The 25,312-nt window shown below is 72.3% G+C and carries 26 protein-coding genes; 9 read left to right on the plus strand and 17 right to left on the minus strand.

Annotation, left to right across the window (positions count from 1 at the left end; genetic code table 11):
• Positions 1–45: 45 nt before the first annotated feature.
• From ACIP4P_RS42805 to ACIP4P_RS42815, 3 genes are all read right to left on the minus strand, one after another.
• A complete protein-coding gene (locus ACIP4P_RS42805; RefSeq protein ID WP_350517235.1) occupies positions 46–1,008 on the minus strand; it encodes a folate-binding protein in 963 nt (320 codons plus the stop codon).
• A 19-nt stretch (positions 1,009–1,027) separates the two neighbouring features.
• Positions 1,028–1,492 carry a Fur family transcriptional regulator gene (locus ACIP4P_RS42810; protein ID WP_350517220.1) on the minus strand — a complete coding sequence of 155 codons (465 nt, stop codon included), beginning with the start codon at positions 1,490–1,492 and terminating at the stop codon, positions 1,028–1,030.
• Between the two features lie 98 nt (positions 1,493–1,590).
• A complete protein-coding gene (locus tag ACIP4P_RS42815) occupies positions 1,591–2,175 on the minus strand; it encodes an FABP family protein (RefSeq protein ID WP_350517219.1) in 585 nt (194 codons plus the stop codon).
• 348 nt (positions 2,176–2,523) lie between these two features.
• On the opposite strand from ACIP4P_RS42815, the gene ACIP4P_RS42820 reads away from it, so the two are divergent.
• Entirely contained in the window at positions 2,524–2,886 is a 363-nt protein-coding gene (locus tag ACIP4P_RS42820; protein WP_350517218.1) for a DsrE family protein, read from the plus strand.
• 22 nt (positions 2,887–2,908) lie between these two features.
• Here the strand turns inward: ACIP4P_RS42820 and ACIP4P_RS42825 are convergent, their stop codons facing one another.
• The 7 genes from ACIP4P_RS42825 to ACIP4P_RS42855 form a co-directional block, all read right to left on the minus strand.
• On the minus strand, positions 2,909–3,187 hold the full coding sequence (locus ACIP4P_RS42825; protein ID WP_400929226.1) for a DUF3099 domain-containing protein: 279 nt from the start codon (positions 3,185–3,187) through the stop codon (positions 2,909–2,911).
• A 65-nt stretch (positions 3,188–3,252) separates the two neighbouring features.
• Positions 3,253–3,543 (minus strand): DUF1416 domain-containing protein, encoded by a 291-nt coding sequence (locus tag ACIP4P_RS42830; RefSeq protein WP_030244525.1) that lies wholly within the window; start codon positions 3,541–3,543, stop codon positions 3,253–3,255.
• Positions 3,544–3,580: 37 nt separating this feature from the next.
• Positions 3,581–4,417 (minus strand): sulfurtransferase, encoded by an 837-nt coding sequence (locus tag ACIP4P_RS42835; protein WP_350517216.1) that lies wholly within the window; start codon positions 4,415–4,417, stop codon positions 3,581–3,583.
• 229 nt (positions 4,418–4,646) lie between these two features.
• Positions 4,647–4,727: an Ms5788A family Cys-rich leader peptide gene (locus tag ACIP4P_RS42840; RefSeq protein WP_350517234.1), complete on the minus strand. Its 81-nt coding sequence runs from the start codon at positions 4,725–4,727 to the stop codon at positions 4,647–4,649.
• Positions 4,728–4,982: 255 nt separating this feature from the next.
• Positions 4,983–5,705, minus strand: a complete 723-nt coding sequence (locus ACIP4P_RS42845) for a DUF2993 domain-containing protein (protein ID WP_400929230.1) — start codon at positions 5,703–5,705, stop codon at positions 4,983–4,985.
• A gap of 101 nt (positions 5,706–5,806) precedes the next feature.
• Positions 5,807–7,216: a hypothetical protein gene (locus ACIP4P_RS42850; RefSeq protein WP_400929233.1), complete on the minus strand. Its 1,410-nt coding sequence runs from the start codon at positions 7,214–7,216 to the stop codon at positions 5,807–5,809.
• A gap of 5 nt (positions 7,217–7,221) precedes the next feature.
• Positions 7,222–7,515 carry a MoaD/ThiS family protein gene (locus ACIP4P_RS42855; protein ID WP_350517213.1) on the minus strand — a complete coding sequence of 98 codons (294 nt, stop codon included), beginning with the start codon at positions 7,513–7,515 and terminating at the stop codon, positions 7,222–7,224.
• Between the two features lie 647 nt (positions 7,516–8,162).
• On the opposite strand from ACIP4P_RS42855, the gene ACIP4P_RS42860 reads away from it, so the two are divergent.
• The 5 genes from ACIP4P_RS42860 to ACIP4P_RS42880 all read left to right on the plus strand — a co-directional run bounded on the left by ACIP4P_RS42860 (position 8,163) and on the right by ACIP4P_RS42880 (position 13,802).
• On the plus strand, positions 8,163–8,894 hold the full coding sequence (locus ACIP4P_RS42860) for a response regulator transcription factor (RefSeq protein WP_350517212.1): 732 nt from the start codon (positions 8,163–8,165) through the stop codon (positions 8,892–8,894).
• A gap of 136 nt (positions 8,895–9,030) precedes the next feature.
• The gene (locus ACIP4P_RS42865; RefSeq protein WP_400929238.1) at positions 9,031–10,089 is read left to right on the plus strand and encodes a LacI family DNA-binding transcriptional regulator; all 1,059 of its coding nucleotides are present in this window, start codon (positions 9,031–9,033) and stop codon (positions 10,087–10,089) included.
• A 115-nt stretch (positions 10,090–10,204) separates the two neighbouring features.
• Positions 10,205–11,425, plus strand: a complete 1,221-nt coding sequence (locus ACIP4P_RS42870) for a S1C family serine protease (RefSeq protein WP_400929241.1) — start codon at positions 10,205–10,207, stop codon at positions 11,423–11,425.
• Between the two features lie 134 nt (positions 11,426–11,559).
• Entirely contained in the window at positions 11,560–12,330 is a 771-nt protein-coding gene (locus ACIP4P_RS42875) for a response regulator transcription factor (RefSeq protein WP_400929244.1), read from the plus strand.
• Complete coding sequence (locus tag ACIP4P_RS42880) at positions 12,327–13,802, plus strand: sensor histidine kinase (RefSeq protein WP_400929247.1); 1,476 nt, start codon at positions 12,327–12,329, stop codon at positions 13,800–13,802. The genes ACIP4P_RS42875 and ACIP4P_RS42880 overlap by 4 nt, the downstream gene beginning before the upstream one ends.
• A gap of 72 nt (positions 13,803–13,874) precedes the next feature.
• Here ACIP4P_RS42880 and ACIP4P_RS42885 read toward each other — a convergent pair whose 3' ends face one another.
• The 6 genes from ACIP4P_RS42885 to ACIP4P_RS42910 all read right to left on the minus strand — a co-directional run bounded on the left by ACIP4P_RS42885 (position 13,875) and on the right by ACIP4P_RS42910 (position 21,502).
• Positions 13,875–15,674, minus strand: a complete 1,800-nt coding sequence (locus ACIP4P_RS42885; protein ID WP_400929250.1) for a bifunctional metallophosphatase/5'-nucleotidase — start codon at positions 15,672–15,674, stop codon at positions 13,875–13,877.
• A gap of 219 nt (positions 15,675–15,893) precedes the next feature.
• Positions 15,894–17,243: an ATP-binding protein gene (locus tag ACIP4P_RS42890; protein ID WP_400929253.1), complete on the minus strand. Its 1,350-nt coding sequence runs from the start codon at positions 17,241–17,243 to the stop codon at positions 15,894–15,896.
• A gap of 50 nt (positions 17,244–17,293) precedes the next feature.
• On the minus strand, positions 17,294–18,883 hold the full coding sequence (locus ACIP4P_RS42895; RefSeq protein WP_350517205.1) for an SCO6880 family protein: 1,590 nt from the start codon (positions 18,881–18,883) through the stop codon (positions 17,294–17,296).
• Between the two features lie 7 nt (positions 18,884–18,890).
• Positions 18,891–20,174, minus strand: a complete 1,284-nt coding sequence (locus ACIP4P_RS42900; RefSeq protein WP_400929257.1) for a hypothetical protein — start codon at positions 20,172–20,174, stop codon at positions 18,891–18,893.
• Positions 20,164–20,982, minus strand: a complete 819-nt coding sequence (locus ACIP4P_RS42905; RefSeq protein ID WP_400929260.1) for a hypothetical protein — start codon at positions 20,980–20,982, stop codon at positions 20,164–20,166. Before ACIP4P_RS42905 ends, ACIP4P_RS42900 begins: the two co-directional genes overlap by 11 nt.
• Before the next feature lie 169 nt (positions 20,983–21,151).
• Positions 21,152–21,502 carry a hypothetical protein gene (locus ACIP4P_RS42910; RefSeq protein ID WP_350517202.1) on the minus strand — a complete coding sequence of 117 codons (351 nt, stop codon included), beginning with the start codon at positions 21,500–21,502 and terminating at the stop codon, positions 21,152–21,154.
• 248 nt (positions 21,503–21,750) lie between these two features.
• On the opposite strand from ACIP4P_RS42910, the gene ACIP4P_RS42915 reads away from it, so the two are divergent.
• Both ACIP4P_RS42915 and ACIP4P_RS42920 read left to right on the plus strand, forming a co-directional pair.
• Positions 21,751–22,938: an NlpC/P60 family protein gene (locus tag ACIP4P_RS42915; protein WP_400929295.1), complete on the plus strand. Its 1,188-nt coding sequence runs from the start codon at positions 21,751–21,753 to the stop codon at positions 22,936–22,938.
• A gap of 179 nt (positions 22,939–23,117) precedes the next feature.
• The gene (locus ACIP4P_RS42920) at positions 23,118–23,873 is read left to right on the plus strand and encodes a phosphatase PAP2 family protein (protein ID WP_400929263.1); all 756 of its coding nucleotides are present in this window, start codon (positions 23,118–23,120) and stop codon (positions 23,871–23,873) included.
• Positions 23,874–23,894: 21 nt separating this feature from the next.
• Here ACIP4P_RS42920 and ACIP4P_RS42925 read toward each other — a convergent pair whose 3' ends face one another.
• Positions 23,895–24,089 carry a hypothetical protein gene (locus ACIP4P_RS42925; RefSeq protein WP_400929266.1) on the minus strand — a complete coding sequence of 65 codons (195 nt, stop codon included), beginning with the start codon at positions 24,087–24,089 and terminating at the stop codon, positions 23,895–23,897.
• 159 nt (positions 24,090–24,248) lie between these two features.
• On the opposite strand from ACIP4P_RS42925, the gene ACIP4P_RS42930 reads away from it, so the two are divergent.
• The gene (locus tag ACIP4P_RS42930) at positions 24,249–25,148 is read left to right on the plus strand and encodes a hypothetical protein (RefSeq protein ID WP_400929269.1); all 900 of its coding nucleotides are present in this window, start codon (positions 24,249–24,251) and stop codon (positions 25,146–25,148) included.
• Positions 25,149–25,312 lie beyond the last annotated feature (164 nt).

Genomic DNA, 25,312 nt, shown 5'->3' on the forward strand with positions numbered 1-25,312 from the left:
GACGCGGTCCGGGCGGCGCGGTCCGCGCGGACCGCGCCGTCCGCGCTACTGCGGGACGATCACGTCCTGGGTGCCCGGCACCGTCCCGGCCAGCAGCACCGCGTCCACCGGGACGTTCCGCTTGACGATCGCCAGCGCGATCGGCCCGAGCTCGTGGTGCCGGGCCGAGGAGGTCACGAAGCCCAGCGACCGCCCGTCCGGGTCGGTGGCCAGCCGCACCTCGGTGCCGTGCGGGGGCAGCGTCTCCTCGGTGCCGTCCAGGTGCAGGAAGACCAGCCGGCGCGGCGGGCGGCCCAGGTTGTGCACCCGGGCGACGGTCTCCTGGCCGCGGTAGCAGCCCTTCTGCAGGTGGACGGCGGTGCCCAGCCAGTCCACCTCGTGCGGGATGGTCCGGTGGTCGGTCTCGAAGCCGAGCCGGGGCCGGTGGCCCTCGATCCGCAGCGCCTCGTACGCCCACACCCCGGCCGCCGGGCCGTACCCGGCGGTGCGCTGTTCCAGCTCGGCGCGCGGCACGAACAGGTCGCGCCCGTACGGGAGTTCGCGGACGGCCGGGACACCCTCGACCGAACCGGTGGAGCCGGCCGGCAGGTGCACCACGGCGTACTCGGCGGTCGCGTCGGCGACCTCCACCCGGTAGAAGAACTTCATGCTCTCCAGGTAGCCGACCAGCGCCTCCTGGGTGCCGGGCTCGACGTGCGCCCAGGTGGTGGTGCCGTCGTCGACCAGGTAGAGCGCGTGCTCGACGTGTCCGTTCGCGGAGAGCACCAGCGCCTCGGTGGCATGCTGCGGCTCCAGCCCGCTGACGTGCTGGGTGAGCAGCAGGTGCAGCCAGGCGAGGCGGTCCGCGCCGGTGACGGTGACCACGCCGCGGTGCGAGAGGTCGACGAAGCCGGTGCCCCGCGACAGGTTCCGTTGCTCGCGGAAGATGTCGCCGTAGTGGGCGGCGACTCCCTCGTCGGCCCCCTCGGCGGGGACGGCTCCGGGCAGGGCAAGCAGCGGGCTCTTCACACCGGTCATACCGGCCAGCTTACGACCGGTCCTCGGCCTGCCCGGCGGCGCAGTCGGCGCAGCGGCCGAAGATGGCGAAATGCTTGAGGTCGGTGTCGAAGCCGTGCTGCTCGCGCAGCCGGTCGATCAGCGGCTGGGCGATCTCGGTGCCGGTCTCGGTGACCTTCTCGCAGTCCCGGCAGACCAGGTGCAGGTGGTGGTGGCGACCGGCCAGGTGGTAGGTCGGGGCGCCGTGGCCGAGGTGGGCGTGCGAGACCAGGCCCAGCTCCTCCAGCAGCTCCAGGGTGCGGTAGACCGTGGAGATGTTGATGCCGCTGGCGGTCTTGCGCACGTGGCAGAGGATGTCGTCGGGGGTGGCGTGGTCGAGCACGTCCACGGCCTCCAGCACGAGCTGCCGCTGGGGCGTGAGGCGGTAGCCGCGCTCGCGCAGGTCGGCCTTCCAGTCGCCGGAGAGCTGCCAGTCGGTGGTACCGGTGTCCGCCACGGTTCTGTCCCTGCCAAGGTCGGGGGTCCTGAGGCAAGTGTAGGGACCGGCCGGGGGCCGGTCCCTACCTCGTGCACGGATCGTGCGAACTCGAAGGCCTACTTGAAGAAGGCGATGCCGTCGTCCGGCAGGTCGTTGATGTCCTTGATCAGCTGGGCCGGGCTGAGCACCTTCTTCAGCTGCGCGGACATGTACGGGCGCAGCGGGACGCTCGGGGCGGCCTTCTCGCCGACCCAGAGCAGCTCGTTGTTGACGAAGCCGTACAGCCGCTTGCCGCCGGAGTACTCCGGGGAGCCCTCGATCCGGGCCACCGCGTCGGTGGAGACGTCGACCTGCGGCTTGCCGTCGGCCAGCTCGCCGTACCAGATCTCGACGGTGCCGTCGTCGCGGACGGAGGAGATCTCGATCCCGCGGGCGCCGGTGGTGCCGTCGTGGTTGCTGGTGATGCGCCAGAAGGCGTGCTCGTTCTCCAGCGGACGGACCTTCTCGCCCTGCTCGTCCAGCACCCAGGTGCGGGAGCGGAACTCCAGGAAGGGCCGGCCGTCGTGCCGGATCACGATCTCCTGGCCGAAGTTGCACTTCTCCGTGCCCGGGAAGTCGTACACCCCCGCGCCCTCCCAGGTACCGAGGAGGAAGGCGAGCGGGACGACGTCCTTGTGGAGGTCAGAGGGGATCTCGATCATGTTCCTGGTCACTGTCGTGGTCGGTGCGGTCTGCCTCAACCGTACGGCAGGGTCAGCGCTGGCCCTGGTACAGCTTCATCACGGAGAAGATGGCGAACCAGGTGATCAGCACGGCCATCAGGGCCAGCAGACCGTCGAAGAAGATTTCCAGAGCGGACACGGTTGGCTCCCAGGCAGCGACAGTGTGGTGGATTCTGCTCGCGCCCACTCTATCCAGCGGGGTCCGGGCGGTCGCGGTGAGCCCCACCACGTCGGGTTTCGTGCCGGATCCGGGACGCCGTCCAAGGTTTGCCCAAGGGATTCCACGATGACGGCGGACGGCGGCGGCGGGACCTCTAAGGTGGCGCCATGTCGAAGAAGCTCGTCATCAAGGTCACGGCCGGGGCGGACGCGCCGGAGCGCTGCTCGCAGGCCTTCACGGTGGCGGCCGTGGCCGTCGCCAGCGGGATCGAGGTCTCGCTCTGGCTGACCGGGGAGTCCTCCTGGTTCGCCCTGCCGGGCAGGGCCGCGGAGTTCGAACTGCCGCACGCCGCGCCGCTGCCGGACCTCCTGGAGTCGATCCTGGAGTCCGGCTCGGTGACGCTGTGCACCCAGTGCGCGGTCCGGCGCGGGATCGAGCAGAAGGACACCGTCGAGGGCGTCCGGATCGCGGGCGCCCAGGTCTTCGTCAGCGAGATCATGGCGGACGGCGTCCAGGCGCTCGTCTACTAGGCCCTGTCCGGCCGAGGAACGTCTACGGCTTGTCGTGGCGCTCGTGGTCGGGGTGGTCCCGGTCGTGACCGGGGTCGTCCCACTTCGGGTCGTCCCAGCGGGGGTCGTTCCACCAGTCGTCGTCCGGGTCCCGCTTGTTGGCGAACACCGCGGCGGCCGGCGGGATGACCATCGCGAACACGCACAGGCCCGCCGCGGCCCCCACCGAGAAGAACCGCACCACGCCCCAGGCCAGGACGAACAGGCCCAGGCACACGCCCATCATGGCGTAGTAGTAGCGCCGCCGACGCCTCGTCTGCACGTCTTCCACGGTACGACCGAGGGCCCCTGCTCGGCAGGGGCCCTCGGTGTGTTCGTCCGGCCCGGTCAGACCGCGATCGCGACCTCGACGGCGGCGCCCTGGGAGGCCACCACCTGACGGTCCACGGTCTGGCCCGGGACCAGCGCGCGCAGGGTCCACTTGCCCGGGCGGGCGAAGAACCGGAACTGGCCGGTCGCCGAGGTGGGCACCTCGGCCGTGAACTCGCCGCCCTCGTCCAGCAGCCGGACGTAGCCGTTGACCGGCTCTCCGTCGCGGGTCACCGAACCCTGGATGATCGTCTCGTTCGCCACGTCAACTCCTGCCAGGTCCGGGCCGCCGGCCTTCGCACCGCACATGTCTGTCTCCTTCTGACTTACGGGTCGAGCCGGGGGCTCAGTTGCTGCCGAGCTCGATCGGCACGCCGACCAGGCTGCCGTACTCGGTCCACGAGCCGTCGTAGTTCTTCACGTTCTGCTGGTCGAGCAGCTCGTGCAGGACGAACCAGGTGAGCGCGGAGCGCTCGCCGATCCGGCAGTAGGCGATGGTGTCCTTCGCCAGGTCGATGCCCTCGGCCTCGTACAGGGCCTTGAGCTCGTCGTCGCTCTTGAAGGTGCCGTCGTCGTTGGCGTTCTTGGCCCACGGGATGTTGCGGGCGCTCGGCACGTGGCCGGGGCGCTGCGACTGCTCCTGCGGGAGGTGGGCCGGGGCGAGCAGCTTGCCGGAGAACTCGTCGGGCGAGCGGACGTCGACCAGGTTGAGGTTGCCGATGGCGGCGAGCACGTCGTCGCGGAAGGCGCGGATCGAGGCGTCGGCGGCCTGCGCGGCGTACTGGGTGGCCGGGCGGGCCGGGACCTCGGAGACCAGGTCGCGGGAGTCCAGCTCCCACTTCTTGCGGCCGCCGTCCAGCAGGCGGACGTCGCCGTGGCCGTACAGCTTGAAGTACCAGTAGGCGTACGAGGCGAACCAGTTGTTGTTGCCGCCGTACAGCACGACGGTGTCGTCGTTGGCGATGCCCTTGGCGCTGAGCAGCGCCTCGAAGCCGGCCTGGTCGATGAAGTCGCGGCGGACCGGGTCCTGGAGGTCCTTCTTCCAGTCGATCCGGACCGCGTTGCGGATGTGGTTCTTGTCGTACGCGGAGGTGTCCTCGTCGACCTCGACGATGACGACCTTCGGGTCGTCCAGGTGGGCCTGGACCCAGTCGGCGTCGACCAGGACGTCGCTGCGGCTCATGGTGGTTCTCCATCCGAGGGCGGTGTGCGGAGGTGCTGCTCACGGGTGCTACAGGGGTGCCCGGACGGGTCCGGTCCGAATTCCTGTCCGAATGATGGGACGGAGCGGCGAAGCCGGGACAACCGGGCGGGGAACTGCGGAGTACGGCGGCGACCAGCGGCCAGGGAGGCCGGGCAGGATCACCGGGAAGTTCGGCGGCGGGCTTCAACTGCCCTGCCAAGACGCCGACTTAGCGCATTCGACACAGACAGGCGGCCACGCGGCACAGGTCGACCGCCCGCCGCTTCGTGAGATCCGTCTGTCGCTTCATGGTGACGATGCTAGGGACACCCGGGGGCCGCTGTCATCAGCGTATCGAATGCCGGGATCGAAACGACCGCATGCTGGGATTCGCCGTGAAAGCGGTCCGCCGGGCACCGGTCGGGCGCCGGACGGGGGCCCGGCGACGGCGCACAACGGGCGGAAACGACGACGCCCCGCGGGCCGCGCTGGACAGCGCGTCTCGCGGAGCGGACCGGGGAACGGAACGGAGAGCGGAACGGGGGCCTCCCGACGGGGGCCGGGATCAGCCCAGCAGCTTGACGCCCTTGCCCTCGAAGGACAGCTGGAGGCCGTCCGGCAGCGGCGTCACGCCGTCCTTCCCGGCCAGCTGCAGCCCGGCCGGCATCGAGTCCAGGGTGAAGCTGGCCGGCTCGACCTTCCGGTTGGTGAGACCGGCGAACATCTCGGCCAGCGAGCTCAGCTTGAGGCCGTCCACGGTGATGGTGTTGCCCTGGTTGTGCACGGTCGCCTCACCGACCGAGACCGGCCCCAGAGAGGCCTTCACCTTGCCCGGGCCGCCGTACGACAGGCTCAGCCGGGAGTTGGCGCCGCCCGGCAGCGGGGCGCCGCCCATCAGCTGGGAGGCCGGCGGCAGCAACTGGGCGAGGTCCTGGTAGGTGATCACGCCGCTGCCGCTGCCGCTGTCCACGGTGGCGCTCTTCAGGTTGCCACCGACCTCGACCCCGGAGAGCCTGGCCTGGAAGGAGTGCAGCGCCACCTGCTTGCCGTCGTTCTGCACGGTCAGGCCGTCCGAGGAGATCCGGACGTCGTCCAGCTTCTTCGAGAGCACCTGGGTGAGGAACGGGAAGCCCTCGATCGTGACGTCCGGCCGCTTGCTCATCTGGCCGCTCTTCACCAGCTGGTCGGCGGCCTCGTCCTCGGCCACCCCGACCGCGATCCGGTCCGCGCCCACCAGCAGCCCGGCGAGCACCACCAGGGCGATCGTCGCCTTCAGCCATCCGCGCATCGTGTCCCCCGTCGTCGCCGGTCGCCGTCCACCGCACGACCGTACGACGTCCCGCCCCGGAAGGTGGTTCCGGGACGGGACGCGGTTGTGACGTACCCGGCTCAGCCGGCCAGCAGGTCGGTGGCCAGCCAGATCAGCGGCGAGGCCACCGCCAGCGGCAGCGCCACGCCCGCCGTCATGTGCACGAAGCGGGACGGGAAGTCGTACGCCGCGACCCGGCGGCCGACCAGCGCCCCCAGCCCGGCGAGCGCACCCAGCGCCACCGGCGCACCCACCAGGACGCCCAGCAGCACCGCCGCGACCAGGCCCAGCACCGGGCCCAGCTGCTTCGGGCCGGGCAGCGGAGCCGCCGCCAGCAGGGTGGCCAGCGCGACCGCGCCCACCCCGGCCGGCACCCAGTCGGCCAGCAGCAGCGTGGTGCACAGCGCCGTCACCACGGTGGCCGAACCCAGCACGGTCAGCGCGTAGAACCGCTCCTTCGGGTCCGAGGGACGGAACGTCTGCAGGACCAGCACCAGCAGGAAGAACCCGCCCAGGGTGCCGACCACAGCGGCCGCACCGCCGTTCACGTCCGCCAGCAGCACCGCCGCGTCGGCGGTGAGCCCGGCCAGCGCGGCGAGCAGGATGCCCTGCCGGGCCGGCCACATGCCGTTCAGCCGGAACCAGCCGGCCGCCGTCAGCAGCTGCAGCAGCGCGACCACCAGGGCCAGCGCCACCTGGCCCAGCGCGGCACCGCCGGCCAGCAGCGCGGCCGCGGCGGCGGTGATCAGGGCGGGCTGGAGGCCCGGGTCGATGATCGGCGAACCGTTCCGGGCCGCCGGGGCGGCGGCCTGCGGGGCGACCGGCAGCGGCTGCGGCGGAACGCCGCCGTACGGCGGGACGGCGGGGCCGACGGGCCCGGCAGGGCCGCCCGGGACGTCCGGGCGCTTGAGCGTCATGGTCGGCGGGTCGAAGCCGAGCCCGCCCGGAGGCATCCCGGCGCCCGGCGGCATCCCGGCCACGGGCGGCCCGGCGGGCGCGGCCTGCTGCTGCGCCGCCGGGGCCCGGTGCCGTGCCCGGGACGGCTGCTGCGGCTGCTGCACCGGCGGCTGCTGCGGCTGGTACGCCGTCGGCGCCTGCCTCGGGGCCTGCATCGGTGCGGGCATCGGGGACTGCTGCACGGGCGGCTGCCCGAAGTGCGGCGGCGGGGCGACCGGCATCGCGCCGGAGACCCGCACCGGTGGCAGCAGCGTGGTGGCCGCCGCGTCGTCCAGCGGCGGGACGGGCGGCAGCAGCGCGGTCGGCGCGTCGTCCATCGGGGGCACCGGCGGCAGCAGGGTGGTCGCGGCCGGGTCGTCCAGCGCGGGCACCGGCGGCAGCAGCGTGGTCGCCGCCTCGTCGTCCACCGGATAGCCGTACGGGTGCTGCTGCGGGTGCGGCGGCTGCCGGTGCGGATGGGGCGGCTGGGGCTGGGGCTGCTGCGGCCAGTTGCCGTAGCCGCCGCCGTGGTTCGGGTTGTTCATGTCCGTCACGCCGCTCAGCCTCCCGCGAACGGCGGGAGGACCTCGACCGTCCCGCCCTCGGTCAGGGCCACGGTCGCGTGGTCCCGGCCGCCCACCTGTGCACCGTCGACCAGGTACGAGCAGTGCCCGAGCAGCTGGACGAACTTCGGCCGGTCGGCGTGCCGCTCCCGGGCCGCCGCCAGCGCCTCCGCGAGGGTCGCCGCCCGGTACGGCTCCTCGGCCAGCCCGGCCTCGGACTTCGCCGCCGCCCAGTAGCGGATCGTCCCGCGCGCCCGGGCGCCGCTCGCGGGCTCGGTGGTCGCGCCCATCGGGCCACCCCTTCCGTTCGTCCTCGCCCGGCCCCGGTGCCCCGGTCCGGCTCGCCGTCGCCGCGCCCGCCGAACCACCCGAACGGTGGATCCCGGCAGCGCCGCCGATGTGCGTCCCATGATGGCGTGTCCGCCGGTGCGGACGGCAACCGGCCTGGCCGGACCGACCCGCAGCGGCGCTCGAAGCTGTGTCCAGGCTCACCCGGCGCACGCCCGGATTGGGCGAACCGCCGGATTCGCGCACTCCCGGCGCGGGAGCCGGTCGGCTATCCTCGACCACCAAGAGGGATCCGGGCAGAGTCGCCCCCGGGTCCTTTTGTGCTTTCAGGACGCCAGTACGGACGTTCGTGCGATTCGTCGGCCCACCCCCGGCGCTTCGCGGGAACCGCCCCGCCTCTCGCGGCACAAGGACGTGCCGGCCCGGCGGGGTCGCCACCCGGCGCCGGGCCGCCACCCGGGACCGGACCAGACCGGAGGGTTCGCGGGATGAACAGGGCAGGAACGGTGCACCGGGGGTTGCGGGACCCCCGGCGCGCCCAGCGCTTCCCCGACACCGCCCGGGCGTCCTTCCCCCTCACCCCGGCGTCCTCCGACTGCGGCGGCAGCCGGGACGCGACCGCGACGACCCGGAAAGGGGACCACCGGGTATGAGTTCACTCCTCCTCCTCACCAACGCACTGCAGCCGTCCGCCGAAGTGCTGCCGGCCCTCGGCCTGCTGCTGCACAACGTCCGGGTGGCCCCCGCCGAGGGATCGGCGCTGGTGGACACCCCGAGCGCGGACGTCATCCTGGTCGACGGGCGGCGCGACCTGCCGCAGATCCGCAGCCTCTGCCAGCTGCTGCGCTCCACCGGCATCGGCTGCCCGCTGATCCTGGTGGTCACCGAGGGCGGCCTGGCCGCGGTGACCGCCGAGTGGGGCATCGACGACGTCCTGCTGGACACCTCCGGCCCGGCCGAGGTCGAGGCCCGGCTGCGGCTCGCGCTCGGCCGGCTCCAGGTCGTCGCCGACGACAGCCCGATGGAGATCCGCAACGGCGACCTCTCGGTCGACGAGGCCACCTACTCCGCCAAGCTCAAGGGCCGGGCGCTCGACCTCACCTTCAAGGAGTTCGAGCTGCTCAAGTACCTCGCCCAGCACCCCGGCCGGGTCTTCACCCGGGCCCAGCTGCTGCAGGAGGTCTGGGGCTACGACTACTTCGGCGGCACCCGGACGGTGGACGTGCACGTACGACGGCTGCGCGCCAAGCTCGGCGTCGAGAACGAGCAGCTGATCGGCACCGTGCGCAACGTCGGCTACCGCTTCGTCGTCCCGGAGAAGCCCGAGAAGAGCGAGCGCCCGGAGCTCGCCCAGCGCCCCTCGGCCCCGCTGGAGGCCTGACCCCCGCACCGCGGAGCCGGGCGGGCCCGTCCCCCGCCCGGCTCGTCCGGATTGCTCCCGGTGCGGCCCCGTCGAGCCCTCGGAGCGGCCTCAGGTCCCACTGCCGCCCCGGGGGCCACACGCGTAGACTCCCCCCGTGGCCAAGGTGACGCGCGACGATGTAGCCCGACTGGCTGGGACCTCGACCGCGGTCGTCAGCTACGTGATCAACAACGGTCCGCGCCCGGTCGCGCCCGCGACCCGGGAGAAGGTCCTCGCGGCGATCGAGCAGCTCGGCTACCGGCCGAACAGCGTCGCCCAGGCGATGGCCTCCCGCCGGACCAACCTGATCGGCATGGTCGTCCCGGACGCCCGCCAGCCCTTCTTCGCCGAGATGGCCCACGCCGTCGAACGGGCCGCCTCCGAGCGCGGCAAGCTCGTGCTGATCGGCAACTCCGACTACGTCGACGACCGCGAGGTCCACTACGTCCGCGCCTTCCTCGGCATGCGGGTCTCCGGTCTGATCCTGGTCAGCCAGGGCCCCTCGCAGCGCGCCGCCGAGGAGTTCGCCGCGATGGAGGGGGCGAAGGTGGTGCTGCTGCACCGCCGCCCGGAGGCGATCGACGACGTCGCGGTGGTCACCGACGACGTGGGCGGCGCCGAGGCCGTCGTCCGCCACCTGCTGGAGGAGCACGGGCACCCGTACGTGGCCTGCTTCGGCGGCCCGGTGGAATCCCCCGCCCCCGGCGACCCGGTCATCGACCACGTCGAGGGCTGGCAGCGCGCCATGGACGCCCACGGCGTCCCCACCGCGCCGCACCTGATCGACGCGCCCTTCCACCGCTACGGCGCCTACGAGGTCGCGCTCGACCTGCTGCGCTCCCCGGACCGCCCCCGGGCGGTCTTCTGCTCCACCGACGACCAGGCCATCGGCGTGCTGCGGGCCGCCCGCGAGGTCGGCCTGCGGGTCCCCGAGGACCTCGCGGTGGCCGGCTTCGACGACGTGCCCGAGGCCGCGCTCGCCGACCCGCCGCTGACCACCGTCGCCTCCGACCGCGACGCGATGGCCCGGGCCGCCGTCGACCTGGTGCTGGACGACTCCCTGATGGTGCCCGGCTCGGACACCGAGCGGGTCCGGAAGTTCCCGTCCCGCCTGGTCATCCGCCGTTCCTGCGGCTGCGACGGCGCCGCGCCGGGCGCAGCCGTACCGGAATAGCAGGTTCCGCTCCGGAGGCGGTCTGACCAGGCTTTATGAGAAGTCAACGGGCTTCTCGCCGCGTTCTGAGCCGCTTCTCATCCGGTCCTCATCCACCAGGCGGAGCTTGGTGGACATGAGCGAACAGCGGCACAACCCCAGCGAGCAGTACGGCCAGTACGAGCCCCGCGTCATCGAGGGCACCGTGCTGGGCTCCGGCACCGACGGCACCGACCCCTACACCGGGTACGGCCACCACCAGGGCGGCGCCGAAAGCGCCACCGACGGCGGCACCGACCCGTACCGCGGGTACGGCCACCAGGAGGACCACTCCGGCGGCGCCTTCGGCGCCACCCCGCCCCCGCCGCCGATGCCGCCCGAGCCGCCCACCCTGTTCGGGCACCCCACCGGCCCCGAAGGCCCCGGCAACCGCGGCCGGGCCCGGCGCGGCCTGCTGCGCGGACGCCTCGCCCTGGTGACCGCCGTCGCCGCGATCGCCGCCGTCATCGGCGGTGTCACCGGCGGGGTCATCGCCGCCGACCGCCAGTCCGGCGACACCCGGGTCAGCACCATCGCCAGCCCCGTCTCGGCCCGCACCGACGGCACCGCCAACGTGCCCGCCATCGCCGCCACCGTCTCGCCCAGCGTCGTACAGATCACCGTCAAGGACCGCAACGGCACCGCCACCGGCACCGGCGTCGTCCTGAACGACGGCGGCCAGATCCTCACCAACTTCCACGTGATCTCGACCGCCGCCGACGGCGGACAGATCACCGTCACCTTCAAGGACGGCTCCACCGCCCCCGCGACCGTCACCGGCACCGACAAGAACCTCGACGTCGCCGTGATCACCGCGACCGGCGCCAAGAACCTCACCCCGGCCGTCCTCGGCGACTCCTCCACCGTGGCCATCGGCGACCCGGTCGTCGCCATCGGCAACCCCGACGGCCTCACCGGCACCGTCACCTCCGGCATCATCAGCGCCGAGAACCGCGACGTCACCGTCCAGGTCGACGAGAGCTCCACCAGCGGCAACGGCGGCTTCGGCCTCCCCTTCCTGCCCGGCCTGCCCGGCATGCGCGGCGGCGGCGCCCAGCAGCAGCAACAGCAGAACAACGGCAGCACCACCACCTACAAGGCCTTCCAGACCGACGCGGCCCTCAACCCCGGCAACTCCGGCGGCCCGCTGATCAACGCCAACGGCCAGGTCATCGCCATCAACTCGGCGATGTACGCGCCCAGCGGCTCCGGCTCCTCCGGCAGCAGCGGCGCCGGCAGCGTCGGCCTCGGCTTCGCCATCCCGATCAACGACATCAAGCAGGTCCTGCCGAAGCTCGAAGCCGGCCAGAACCTGTGAGGCACGGCCGGTGAGCCGGAATCCGTAGGACCGCGAGTCCGCGAGGCGGACAATGGCCACCAGCAGAACCCGCAGAACCAGCGCGACCAGCAGACCCAGCAGGCCCTCCACCCGACGAGAAAGGGCACCCGCCCATGACCCCGTCCGCCGACGACCGCACCACCGCCGAGGCCGGCCACCCCTCCGCCCGGCTCCTCGTGGTCGACGACGAACCCGCCCTCCGGGACGCCCTGGAGAGCAGCCTCGCCTTCGAGGGCTACGAGGTCGCCACCGCCACCGACGGCTACGAGGCCCTGGAGTCCGTCGAACGCGACAAGCCCGACCTCGTCCTGCTGGACATCATGATGCCCCGGATGGACGGCCTCACCGCCGTCCGCCGGATGCGCTCCCGCGGCGACACCGTCCCCGTCCTGATGCTCACCGCCCGCGACGCCGTCGGCGACCGCGTCACCGGCCTCGACGTCGGCGCCGACGACTACCTCGCCAAGCCCTTCGAACTCGACGAACTCCTCGCCCGCGTCCGCGCCCTGCTGCGCCGCAACGCCCTCGCCACTGAGGCCGCCGCCCGCGCCGCCGTCGAGGACGACAGCGAGGTGCTCGCCTTCGCCGACCTGAGGATGAACACCGCCACCCGGGAGGTCACCCGCGGCGGCAAGGCGGTCGAACTCACCCGCACCGAGTTCATGCTGCTGGAGATGTTCCTCTCCCACCCCCGGCAGGTCCTGACCCGCGAGCAGATCCTCAAGGCGGTCTGGGGCTTCGACTTCGAACCGTCCTCCAACTCCCTGGACGTGTACGTGATGTACCTGCGCCGCAAGACCGAGCAGGGCGGCCTGCCGCGGCTCATCCAGACCGTACGCGGTGTCGGCTACGCCCTGCGCCCGGCCGCCGGCACCAGCGCGTGAGCACTGTTCCGCCCCCGCCCCTGGCTCCCCCACGGGCGCCCGGCCGCCGCGCGCGCGCCGTCCACTGGTACCGCTCCCGCTCGCTCCGCGGCCGCCTCACCTTCCTGAGCGCGGCGGCGGTGGCGGTGGCCATCGCCATGTCGGCGCTGGCGTGCTGGTTCATCGTGGAGAAGCAGCTGTACGACCAGGTGAAGTTCGACCTGGCCAGCGCACCCCCGGCTTTTCCCGGACGGCTGACCTGCTTTCCGACTCCGGAGGACGCGCTGGAGCACCAGCGAGGCGGCAGCCTGCCGGAGATCGGCGGGGCCGTGCCGCGAGACACCCAGTTCCTCTCCGCCGCGGGGGTCTGCCTACCGCCCGGGGCGAACAAGGCGATCGTCACCAAGCCCGGGGACGCCGCGGCGTACCGGCTCGGGCCAGGGCAGTCGATCATCCGCGACGGGACTTACACCAACGGACAACCCGCGATCGTCCGGCTGACTTCCAGTCACAAGTTCACGATGCCCACCGTCGTCATGGTCGCCACCCCCACCAAGTCCGTCGAGGACTCCCTCCAGGGCCTCGCCGTCCTCCTCGGTGCCGTCTCCCTCGGCGGCATCATGCTCGCCGCCGTCGCCGGCCGTCTGGTCGCCCACTCCTCCCTCAAGCCGGTCGACCAACTCACCGACGCCGTCGAGCACATCGCCCGGACCGAGGAGGTCGGCACCACCATCCCGGTGCACGGCGACGACGAGATCGCCCGGCTGTCCACCTCCTTCAACTCGATGAGCACCGCCCTCGCCAACTCCCGCGAGCGGCAGACCCGGCTGATCGCCGACGCGGGCCACGAGCTGCGCACGCCCCTCACCTCGCTGCGCACCAACGTCGACCTGCTGATCCGCAGCAACGACACCGGCCGCCCGCTGCCGGCCGCCACCAAGACCAAGCTGCTGGGCAACATGAAGGCCCAGATGCAGGAACTCACCGTGCTGATCGGCGACCTGCTCCAGCTCTCCCGGCCCGACACCCCCAAGGCCGGTCCCAACCTCACCGTGGTCGCCCTGCACGAGATCGCCGGCCGGGCGGTCGAGCGCGCGAAGCTCCGCGGCCCCGGCCTGGTCTTCGAGGTGAGCACCGAGCCCTGGTACGCGCACGGCGACGCGGCCGGCCTGGAACGGGCGGTGATCAACCTGCTGGACAACGCGGTCAAGTACAGCCCGCCCGGCGGCACCATCGACGTCCGGCTCCACCAGGGCGTGCTGACCGTCCGCGACCACGGCCCCGGCATCCCGCCGGACGAACTGCAGTACGTCTTCGACCGGTTCTGGCGCTCCCCCTCCTCCCGCCAACTGCCCGGCTCCGGCCTGGGGTTGTCGATCGTCGCGCAGAGCGTCCGGGAAGCCGGCGGCGAGGTCACGCTCGGCCCGGCCGGGGACGGCGGACCGGGCGCGCTGGCGACCGTGAGACTTCCCGGCGGCCCCGCCCCCGAGTAGCCGCCGGGAACAACGGACGGGCGGGGCGCCCCGACAGCGCCCCGCCCGTCCTCGGATCCGGCCGACGGCCGGTCAGTCGATGTCGCCGCCCGGGCCGAGGATCTTGATCCGGTCCTGGGCCGGCGCCTTCAGCGGCGAGCCCGCCGAGCTGTGGGCCGTCAGGTAGGCCGTGAAGACGTCCAGGTCGGAGACGCCGACGAGCTTGTCGGTGCCGGCCGCGAAGGCCGGGAAGCCGTCGCCGCCGCCGGCCAGGAACTCGTTGGCCGCGACCCGGTACCTGGCGGCCGGGTCGACCGGGGCGCCGTTCAGCCGGATCGAGTCCAGGACCACCCGGTCCGCGCCGGTCCTGCGCATGTCCAGGGTGTAGTGGAGGTTGTTCGACACCTGGAGGACCTTCGGCGCCGCGTCGTTGAGGCCGCTCACCTGCTGCTGCAGCAGCTGGATCAGCTGGGCCCCGGTCAGCGTCTTGACCTGCATCATGTTGGTGAACGGCTGGACGGTGAACGCCTCGCCGTAGGTCACCACCCCGTCGCCCTCACCGCCCGACGCCTTGTAGACCAGGTCGGAGCGCAGGCCCCCGGGGTTCATGAAGGCGACCTGCGCCCCGCCCTTGTCGGCCGGGGCGAGCCCCTCCAGTTGGGCGTCGGCGATCACGTCACCGAGCGGCTTCTCCAGGTCGCCGCTGCCACGGCCGTTGATGTCCGAGGCGATCCAGCCGATCGGCCGATTGGCCTTCGGGGCGGCCAGCTTGGAGTAGCGGTCGATCAGCGCCGTCATGTCCGGGGCCTTCTCGACCGTACGGCGCACCACGTGGTTCTCGGCCTTGACCGACGGGCGGACGATCTCGCCGGTGGTCTTGTCCAGCTTCATGTCGATCTGGGTGAACAGCCGGCCGAAGGAGGCGGCGCTGGTCACCGAGCGCGGCACGCCGGCCGGGTCCGGGATGCTGCAGGAGTACGCGTTGTGGGTGTGGCCGGTGACGATGGCGCCGACCGCCGGGTCGATCTTCTTCGCGATGTCGACGATCGGTCCGGAGATCCCCTGGCCGGCCGGGCCGCAGTCGTAGTTGTAGACGCCACTGGCCGGGTAGCCGCCCTCGTGGATCAGCGCGACGATCGAGTTGACGCCCTTGGCCTTGAGCTCCGCGGCGTACTTGTTGATCGTGCTGACCTCGTTGCCGAACTTCAGGCCCTTGACGCCCTCCGCCGTCACGATGTTCGGCGTGCCCTCCAGGGTGACGCCGATGAAGCCGATCTTCACGCCCTGCGACTTGGTCACCCAGTACGGCGGCAGCAGCGGCTTGCCGGTCTGCTCGTCGGTGACGTTGGCCGACAGGTAGTTGAAGTTGGCACCCTTGAAGGTGCGACCGGGCTCGTAGCAGCCGTCGGTCGGGTGGCAGCCGCCCTCCTGCTTGCGCAGCAGCTCCGCCGCGCCCTGGTCGAACTCGTGGTTGCCGACCGAGGTGACGTCCAGGCCGAGCTTGTCCATCGCCTCGATGGTCGGCTCGTCGTGGAACAGCGCCGAGGTGAGCGGGCTGGCGCCGACGATGTCACCGGCTGCGACGGTGATCGAGTCGTCGGCCGGGATCCGCGCCTTGCGCAGCTCGGTGGCCAGGTACTCGATGCCGCCGGCCGGGGTCGAGACCACCTGGCCGGTGGCCGGGTCGATCTCCTTGATCGTGCCGGAGGAGCCGGCCGGGGGCTCCAGGTTGCCGTGGAAGTCGTTGATCGCCAGCAGCTGGAGGTTGACGGTCTTGTGACGCTTGGCGTTGGCGTCGGCGGCCTGGGCGGCCGTCGGCACGACCACCGTGCCGAACAGACCTGCGGCGGCGACGACGGCGAACGCCGCCCGTCGGGATCTGACGGTGAGCATGAGAGGTTCCCCTGCACTGTGGAGGAGCACGCGGCGGCGAGGGCACCGGTGCGTGGGCGATGTGTTGCGCGAGTGCAGCCTAGGGTCAACGCGCGTAGCTGTCAGGGTGTCTGACGTAACGAGAGGATTGCCTGTCGACGAACCACCGCCGTCCCGACGGGACCGGTGGCCTGCGCACGACCCCCCGAAGGCGCCCTGGGCCGCGACCCAGGGCCCCGCTCAGACCCCTGGTTCGGCCGCCAACTGCCGCTCAGCCCGCGCCCGTTCGGCCACCGCGTCCTCGGTCATCGCCCGGTCGGTGTACACCAGCGGCCGTTCGGTGTCGGTGATGATGTGCTTGACCACCTGGACGTTGCCGTTGACGTCCCAGACCGCGATGCCCGGCGACAGGGTCGGGATGATCTCCACCGCCCAGCGCGGCAGGCCCAGCACCCGGCCGGTGGCCCGCGCCTCCTCGGCCTTCTGCATGTAGATCGTCCGGGTGGAGGCCATCTTCAGGATCGCCGAGGCCTCCTTGGCCGCCGCCCCGTCCACCACGTCCGACAGGTGGTGCACCACCGCCACGAAGGAGAGCCCGAGCCGGCGGCCGAACTTCAGCAACCGCTGGAACAGCTGGGCCACGAACGGGCTGTTGATGATGTGCCAGGCCTCCTCGACCAGGAAGATGCGCTTCTTCCGGTCCGGCCGGATCCAGGTGTGCTCCAGCCACACCCCGACGATCGCCATCAGGATCGGCATCGCGATCGAGTTGCGGTCGATGTGCGAGAGGTCGAAGACGATCAGCGGCGCGTCCAGGTCGATGCCGTCGGTGGTCGGGCCGTCGAACATGCCGCGCAGGTCGCCGTCGACCAGCCGGTCCAGCACCAGCGCCACGTCCAGGCCCCAGGACTGCACCTCGTCCACCGCCACGCCCAGCGACTCCACCGAGGACAGGTCGGGGTTGCGCAGGGTGTCGATGATGTCGTCCAGCACCGGCTGACGATCCCGCACCGAGGCCACCACATGGGCGTGCGCGGCCTTCAGCGCGAAGCCCGCCCGCTCCTCCAGGCCGCGCCCCATCGCCACCTCGACGATGGTGCGCAGCAGCGACAGCTGGCCGGTCTGGGTGATCGCCGGGTCCAGCGGGTTGAGCTTCACCCCGCCGTCCCGGGCCGCCATCGGGTCCAGGCGGATGGACTTTATGCCCAGCGCGTTCGCGATCAGGTTCCACTCGCCGACGCCGTCCTCGCCCTGCGCGTCGAGCACCACGACCTGCCGGTCCCGGAACCTCAACTGCCGCAGCACGTACGTCTTCTCCAACGCGGACTTGCCGTTGCCGGACTCGCCCAGCACCAGCCAGTGCGGGGCCGGCAGCTGCTGCCCGTACAGCTGGAAGGGGTCGTACACGTAGCCCTTGCCGCTGTACACCTCGCGCCCGATGATCACCCCCGAGTCGCCCAACCCCGGTGCGGCGGTGGGCAGGTAGACCGCCTGGGCCTGGCCGGTGGAGGTGCGCACCGGCAGCCGGGTGGTCTCCACCTTGCCGAACATCAGGCTGGTGAACGCGTCGGTGAGGTTGCCGAGCGTCATGGGCGGCCTCCTGGTGTCAGCGGGCGGGGTGGACGGTCACGGGCGGCGGGTCAGCGCCGGATGCCGGTGGCGAACGGCAGGGTGTTGACGAAGGCCCGGTGGTGCTCGCGGTCGCACCACTCCAGCTTGAGGTAGCTCTTGCCGGCCGAGGCCCGGATGGTCCGCTTGTCGCGGGCCAGCGCGTCGGGGTTGCGCGAGGAGACCGTGATGTAGCCGACCAGGTTCACCCCGGCTGCGCCGGAGGCCAGGTCGTCACCGCGCTGGTCCACCCGGCCGGTGTGGGCCAGGTCGCGCGGGTCGACCGTGCGGTTCATCTTGGCCGCGCGGCTGGCCTCCGCCTCGTCGTTGGTCTTCTCGGTCAGCATCCGCTCGATGGCGACGTCGGTGGGCTCCAGGTCCATCGTCACCGCGACCGTCCGGATCACGTCCGGGGTGTGCACCAGCAGCGGGGCCAGGAAGTTGACGCCCACCGGGGTGAGCGGCCACTCCTTGACCCACGCCGTCGCGTGGCACCACGGCTCCCGGGTCGCCGACTCCCGGGTCTTCGCGGTCAGGTACTGCGGGTGGGTCGCGTCCAGCTCGGCCGGCCAGGCGTTGCGCCGGGACATCGCCTGGATGTGGTCGATCGGGTGGTCCGGGTCGTACATCGAGTGCAGCAGCGAGGAGAGCCGGGCCTGGCCCAGCGGCTGGCGCACCCGGATGTCCGCCTCCGCCAGCCGGGCGCAGATGTCGGTCAGCTCGCGGGCCATCACGGCCGCCAGCCCGTCGTCGTCCCGGGACGGGGCACCGGCCGCGCGCTTGTCGTGGGCACTGCGGCCCATCGCGTGCGCCTCCGCCGCCAGGTCACGGGTGTAGTGCATGCAGGCCACCAGGTACGCCCGGTGCTGCTCCGAGGAGGTCGACACCATCGACTGCAGCTGGTCGTACGAGTCCTGCAGCCAGCGCGGCGCGTCGTGGTCGCCGCGCCGCTCGACGTCCTTGGCGTGCGCGTCCGGGTCGGCCGGCAGGGTGCGGGCCAGGATCTGCAGCCGGGTCACGAAGCCGTCCCCGTTGGCGACGTGCTTCAGCAGCGTGCCGAAGCGGTCGACCAGCGCCTCCTGGTCCTCCGAGTCGCGCAGCCCGACGCCCGGGCCCTCGATCTCGATCGCGGCCGTCACCGTCCGCCGCTCCAGGTGCATCAGCACCCCGACCTCGTCCGGCCCGAACGGCGCGGTCAGCCACCGCAGCCGCCCCACCCCGGGCGGCGGGCCGATCTCCACCTCCCGGCCGTCCATCCGGGTGCCCGCGTCCATCGCGTCCGAACGCCACAGCCCGCGCCCGCTGCGGGCCGTCCGGCGGTAGGTGCGGTTGATCTCCACCCACTTGTAGAACGTCCGCTTGCGGTACGGCACGTAGACCGCCGCGATGGCCAGCAGCGGCAGGCCGATCAACCCGGCGATCCGCAGCGCCAGGACCGGCATCAGCAGACCCCAGAGCATCCCGAGGAACGCCCCGAAGATGATCAGCAGGATCTCCCCGGACTCCCGGTTCCGGCCGATCGGCGCGTTCGGGCGGGCCTTGCCGATCAGGTAGGTGCGGCGCTGGTGCACGTACGGCTGGGCGTACTGGGCCCCGTACTGGCCGAGCGGTTCGCTGCTCACTTACCCGTCACCCTCCCTTCGCTGGATTGCTGTCGCGGATCGGAACCGGGGCCTGCGGCGGCCCGGCCTGCGGCGGCGGGGCCGGCGTCCGGCCGGCGTGCGCGGCGATGCCGGGCGCGACCGAGCCGCCGCCCGCACCCCCGCCACCCCCGCCGGCCGCCTGCGGACCGCGGTCGCCGTGGGTCGTGATGCCCTGCTTCATCAGGTTCGCGGTGCCGTTGATCATCGCCGAACCGGCCTGCACCGCGCTCGCCCGGGCCCGACGCATGTTCAGCATCTCGTCGCCGAAGGTCGGCACGAAGCGGTACACCGCGGCACTCGCGAAGATCGACAGGAACAGGATCGCCAGCCCGGACAGCACCCGGGCGAAGTCGTCGTTGGCCCCGGCACCGGTCGCCACCGCGCCCGCCAGACCCAGGATGATCACGATGATCGGCTTCGCCAGATCCACCGCCAGCATCATCCCGGCCCACCGGCGCACGTGCTTCCACAACTGCCGGTCCACCAGCCCCGCGTACACCGCCGTCCCCAGCAGCGCCCCCACGTAGAGCATCGCCGCCCGGATCACCAGCTCGATCCAGAGCGCCGCCGCCGCCAGCACCGCCACCAGCGACACGATCACCAGGATCAGCGGACCGCCGCCGACGTTCCCCTTCTCCAGGGTGTCGGCGAACCCGCCCAGGTACGTCCCGGTATCCGACTTCGTCCCGACCGCGATCGCCTTGGTCAACCCGTCGGTCACGCTCACCACGGTGTACAGGATCAGCGGCGTGAAGGCGGAGGCCACCACGGTCAGCCACAGGAAGCCGATCGCCTCCGAGATCGCCGTCGTCAACGGCACCCCGCGCGCCGCCCGCTTGGTCACCGCCAGCAGCCAGAGCACCAGCGTGATCACCGTCGACACCGCGAACACCACGGCGTACTGCTGCAGGAACGACTGGTTGGTGAAGTCCACCGACGTCGTCCCGTCGATCGCCCCCGACAGGTTCCGCACCACCCAGGCCGCGGCCTGGGCGCAGCCCTTGGCCAGCGACCCGAGGGGGTCGGTGACGGTCCCTACAGCGCCGCTCCCGGGGACGACGACCGCTCCGTTGGGAGCGCATCCGGCGTCGCTGCCCGGGATCGGGAGGTCGACCTTCTGGCAGGTGGGCGTCGCGCTCGGCGTCGGCGAGGGATCGGCGAACACCCGCTGGGCCGCCAGCATCGCCGCGACCTGCAGGGCGACCAGGGCCCCCGCGAGCGTGCCCGCGCGGCGTACGGCCGAGCGGTGTGTGGTCTGGTCAACGGGCATAGCGGAACCCCCCGAACTGCTGCACGGCGCCGGTGATCTCGTCGGCGGTGGCGGCCTGCTGGTCTCCGGGCATCGGCGCGGGGCCCTGCCGGCTGGTGAAGTCGGCGAGTTTCCAGTCGCTCCCCGTCCAGTGGAGCGAGAGCGCGAGGGTGAACCAGTTGGCGGTCACCGGCTGGACGGAGCGTTCGCCGGCGAGGCCGGTGAGGCCGGTGCACCACACCTCGACCTTGGCGTCCGCGTCGCTGTAGCCCGTCGACTTGGTGCCGACCGGGACGGTGCGGCTGACGAAGGTGAGGCCCTTGGGCGCCCGGCCCTGGGCGTCGAGGCCGTAGCGGGCGGCGGTGTCACCGCCGAAGCCCTGGTCGAGCCGGCTCTGCAGTGCCCCCGCCGCGCCCGGGTCGGCGATGGTGGCGACGATGGTGTGGCGGCTGTCGGTGCGGAACATGTCCGCGGAGCCGATCGCCACCGCGTAGTTGGCCGCGGCGGACTGGGCGCCCTGCTCGCTGTGCGGGAAGCCGGAGGCGATGCCGTTGACGGTGGTGCCGACGGGCTGGTCGCCGCTGGGGGCCGGGCCGGCGCCGGAGGTGGCGTTCGCGGCCGCGTGGTCGGCGGAGCTGCCGCCGCTGCCGCCGGAGCCGGGCTTGCCGCGGTTGGCGATGGAGATGGCGACCACGAGCAGGGTGACGACCACCAGGACGGTCAGCAGGGTGCGCAGCGGCCTGGACTGACGGATGGTCGGCAGTGCCGAGGGCTGTTCGTCGACCGGCAGCCGCGTACGGGTGTGCGGCTGGTCGTCGGACAACGGCACGGCGGCCCTCCTGGTGCGGGGAGCCGGGGCGGCTCCGGGGGCCCTCCGTCCGGGGGCGGGCGCGGACGGAGGGTGGGAACGGGGGGTGGACTCCGGGCGGGTCGGCCCGTCGGGGAGGTCCGGGCGGAGGACCTGCCCTCAGACGGGCCGGGTCACTGCTGTCCGATCGTCAGACAGCCATGCCGTAGACAATGGTGAACAGAGTGCCGAGTGATCCAATGATGAACACGCCGGTCAGTCCGGCGACGATCAGCCCCTTGCCCTGTTCGGCGCCGAAGCTGTCCCGCATCGCGGTCGCGCCGATCCGCTGTTTGGCCGCCCCCCAGACGGCGAGGCCGAGGCAGATGAGGATGGCGACGGCCATGATGACCTCGACCATCACCCGGGCCTCCGACCCGAGGCTCGCGAACGGGCCCCAGTCCGGGGCGATCCCGCCGATGATGGTGTCGATATTCGGCTTCTTGGGAGGGTCCTCGGCCAGGTGGCCGACCGCATAGGTGTGCACGCTGCTCAGGTTCATTTCCATCTCACCGCCCGATCAGGCAAATTCAAGGGCCCGGACCCCGCCCGCGCGAAGGGTCGGTGCCTATTCTTGGCCAGATCTGATGTCGACTTGGCTACTTCTCGCGGATTGGTCGTGAGGCATCGGACACGTACGCGAGGATGTCCACCGTACGAAGGATAGCGCTCACTCTTTGTATCTCTGATGATTGCGGTGAGCAACGCCTTCCGGGACACTTCGACTGACGATTCGTCGGGATGGTGCTGATGGTACTCCGGAAGGCCGGTACGGCCGCCGCTGCGGCGGGAGTTGTTGCGTTCGGGTTCCTCGGTCTGGTCACGATCGGGACGTATGCGGCAAGTGGGACGCCGCAGCAGTCGGCGAATCGTTCCGCCCTCTCCCCCGGCACCGTCCCGGCGGCCTACCAGGACGCGATCCAGAAGTGGGGCTCGCTCTGTCCGGAGATCTCCCCGCCGATGCTCGCCGCGCAGCTGTACCAGGAAAGCGGTTTCGACCCCAAGGCCCAATCCCCGGTCGGGGCACAGGGAATGGCGCAGTTCATGCCGGACACCTGGCCGGTCTACGCGACGGACGGTGACGGGGACGGCAGGAAGGACGTCTGGAACCCGTACGACGCGATCGCCACCGCGGCGGTCTACGACTGCGCGCTGGCCAAGGACGTCGCCGGGGTGCCGGGCGATCCGCAGGCCAACATGCTGGCGGCCTACAACGCCGGCCCGTACGCGGTGACGAAGAACCGGGGCGTCCCGCCGTACAAGGAGACCCAGGGCTACGTGCGGAACATCCAGGCGATGGCCCGCAGTTTCGCCGCGCCGCCCACGCCGACCGCGCCGCTGGAGGTCTCCCCGCAGTCGGCCGCCGCGATCTACTTCGCCCAGACCAAGCTCGGCACCCCGTACCTGTGGGGCGGTGACGGGGCGCCCTGGCAGAACGGGCGGTTCGACTGCTCCGGGCTCACCGTGGCCGCGTTCCAGACCGTGGGCATCACCCTCCCCCGGGTGGCGAACGACCAGTGGTACGCCGGTCCGCACCCGTCGCGGGATCAGTTGCGGCCGGGCGACCTGGTGTTCTTCGCGACCGACCTGAGCGACCCGCGGAGCATCCACCACGTGGGGATCTACGTCGGCGGCGGCTACATGATCAACGCGCCGCACACCAACGCGGTGATCCGCTACGACAAGATCGACACCAAGGAGTACTTCGGGGCGACCCGGGTCACCACGGACGGCGCCCAGGCGCTGCCGAGCCGCAACAACGACAGCGGTGCGATCAACGCCCCGAGCCGCCCGGGCGCCACGGCGCCGACCACGCCGGCCGCACCCGCGACCCCGGCCGCACCCGCCCGGCCCGCGGTCGCCGCCCCGCCCGCCCCGACCGGGCCGGGCCGACCCGACGGACCGGCCGGTACCGCCGGAACCACCGGTACCGGCTGAGTCGTCCGTCGATCTGTGTGCGGCCTGTGGACGCTGAGTCAAGTTTCCATAACCGCGTGTTTCCGTGGAACGCTTGGTCCCGGCGATGACGTTGGGTCCGGTGGTCCCTCGTCAGCTTTCCGCGCCGGGCGGGCCCCGGCGGGAACGAACAGGTGCAGCGGACCAGAAGGAGGTGCGGCGTGTCGACGCCGCTTGCCGACACGACCAACCCCGACCTCGGCCTGCTCTACGCCGTCAACGGCCTGGCCAAGCGCTCCCCGCAGTGGCTGGACCACCTGGTCTCGTGGATCGGTGAGTACGGCATCCTGATCGGCCTCGGGATGCTCGGGCTGGTGGGCTGGCTGCAGGCCAGGCGCCGGACGGACGCCCCGGTGGCGATCGCCGGGCTGCTCTGGGTGCCGCTCTCGGTGGCGATCGCCGAGCTGGCCAACCTGCCGATCGCCGCGATCGTGAACCGGCCGCGGCCCTTCGTCGACCACCCGGGGCTGCTGGTGCTGGTGGACGGCAAGGCGGGCACCCACTCCTTCGTCAGCGACCACTCGACCATGACGATGGCGGTCGCGGTGTCGCTCTTCCTGGTGAACCGGAAGCTGGGCTGGATCGCCGGGGGCCTCGCCCTGCTGCAGGGCTTCTGCCGGATGTTCATGGGCGTCCACTACCCGACCGACGTGATCGGCGGCTTCGCGCTGGCCGTCGCCGTGGTGCTGCTGCTGGCGCCGATCGCGATGGCGGTGCTGGTCCCGTTCTGCCACGCGCTGACCCGGACGGCGGTCGCCCCGCTGATCCGGGCACCGGAACGCACCGGCAGCGGCGGCAGGAACGGAAAGGGCGGAAAGGGCGGCAAGGGCCGCGGCGCCGCCCCGCGCGGACGGCGGCGCGGGCGCGACGCGGTGCGCTGCGAGGAGCAGCCGCCGGAGTCCGACCTCGCGGCCTGACCGGCCCTGCCGGGGAGTGGTCTAGTCCGCCGGGTCGCCGTCGGATCCGGCGAGGTGGTCGGCCCCCTCGCGGCGGGCCAGGTCGCGGGAGCGGCGGGCGGCGGAGTACCAGCCGCAGCTGCAGGTCGCGAAGGCGAAGGAACCGCGTTCACTGACCGCGACACGGTGCTCGGGCATCGGGGTGGTGCCGGGGACGACCGGCAGCTCACTGTGCACGTTGTTCACCGTAACGCGCCGGGCGGCCGGTGCGCGAACCCCGTCGGGACCCCGGACCCGTAACTCTTGGCGCTCCAACTCGTTTGCCCGGAAAGAGCTCTGTCCGCTGCGGCGTCCGGCAGGGCAGTCGGGCCCGAGGGGGTTGTCGCGAGGATGAAGATGACCGACCAGCAGCGAACCGGACGGTCGGCGCGCCGGCCGGGGCCGCACCTGCGTTCGGCGGCCGGGGCCGCCCTGCTGGCCGCCGCCCTGGCCGCGGGGGCGGCCGGGTGCTCGGCCCACTCCGGCGGCGGCTCCGCCGACCAGCAGTCGAGCGCCCCCGACCAACTGGCCGCCGACCCGCTGACGGCGGTCCGCAACGCGGCCGACATCACCGGCCGCACCGGCTCCGCGCACGCCGGCACCGAGCTGGTCACGGAGTCCGCCGACAAGAAGGCCTCCTTCACCGGGACCGGCGGCTACGACTACGTGAAGCGGATCGGCCGGCTGGAGGTCCAGGTGCCGCCGGGCGCGGCGACCACCGGGAAGATCGTCGAGGTGGTCCTGCCGGGCACCGTCTACCTGCAGAACAGCGGCGCGAAGGTGCCCGAGGGCAAGTGGGTCAAGCTGGACGTGCGCCAGCTGCCGGACGGCAACCTGGTCAGCGGCGGCGCCACCGACCCGGCCTCGGCGGCGGGTGCGCTGCGCGGGGCGCAGAAGGCCGACCTGGTCGGCACCGAGACGGTGGACGGCACCCCGCTGCACCACTACCGGGGCACCCTGGACCTCGCCAAGGCGGCCGACGCCACCGGCGGCCGGGGCGGGGACGGCCTGCGGATGGGCGGGCAGACCTTCACCGTCAAGGAGGTCCCGTACGACGCCTGGCTGGACGACCAGGGCCGGCTGCACAAGGTGGTCGAGGTGTTCACCTTCGCCGGGGTGGCCGGGTCGAAGGAGGCCAAGGACCAGGTGAAGGTCACCTCGACCACCTCGCTGTCGGACTTCGGCAAGCCGGTCGAGGCGGCCGAGCCGGCGGCCTCGGACATCTACCAGATGAAGCCCTCGGAGAGCCCGAAGTAGCACCCGGGGCAGCGCTCCGGCGCCGGGGCGAAGCGGGGCGCCGCCGGAGCGGGTGGCCGTCCGGGGAGCGACGGCCACCCGTTTCGGCGGCGCCGAGATGGCCCGTCCGTGCCATGTGGACGGGCCCCGGAGTGCCTAGGCTGGACGTCGGGTGGCTGCCGCCC

Origin of the sequence: Kitasatospora sp. NPDC089509, assembly GCF_044749365.1 — a bacterium.
Lineage (GTDB): Bacteria > Actinomycetota > Actinomycetes > Streptomycetales > Streptomycetaceae > Kitasatospora.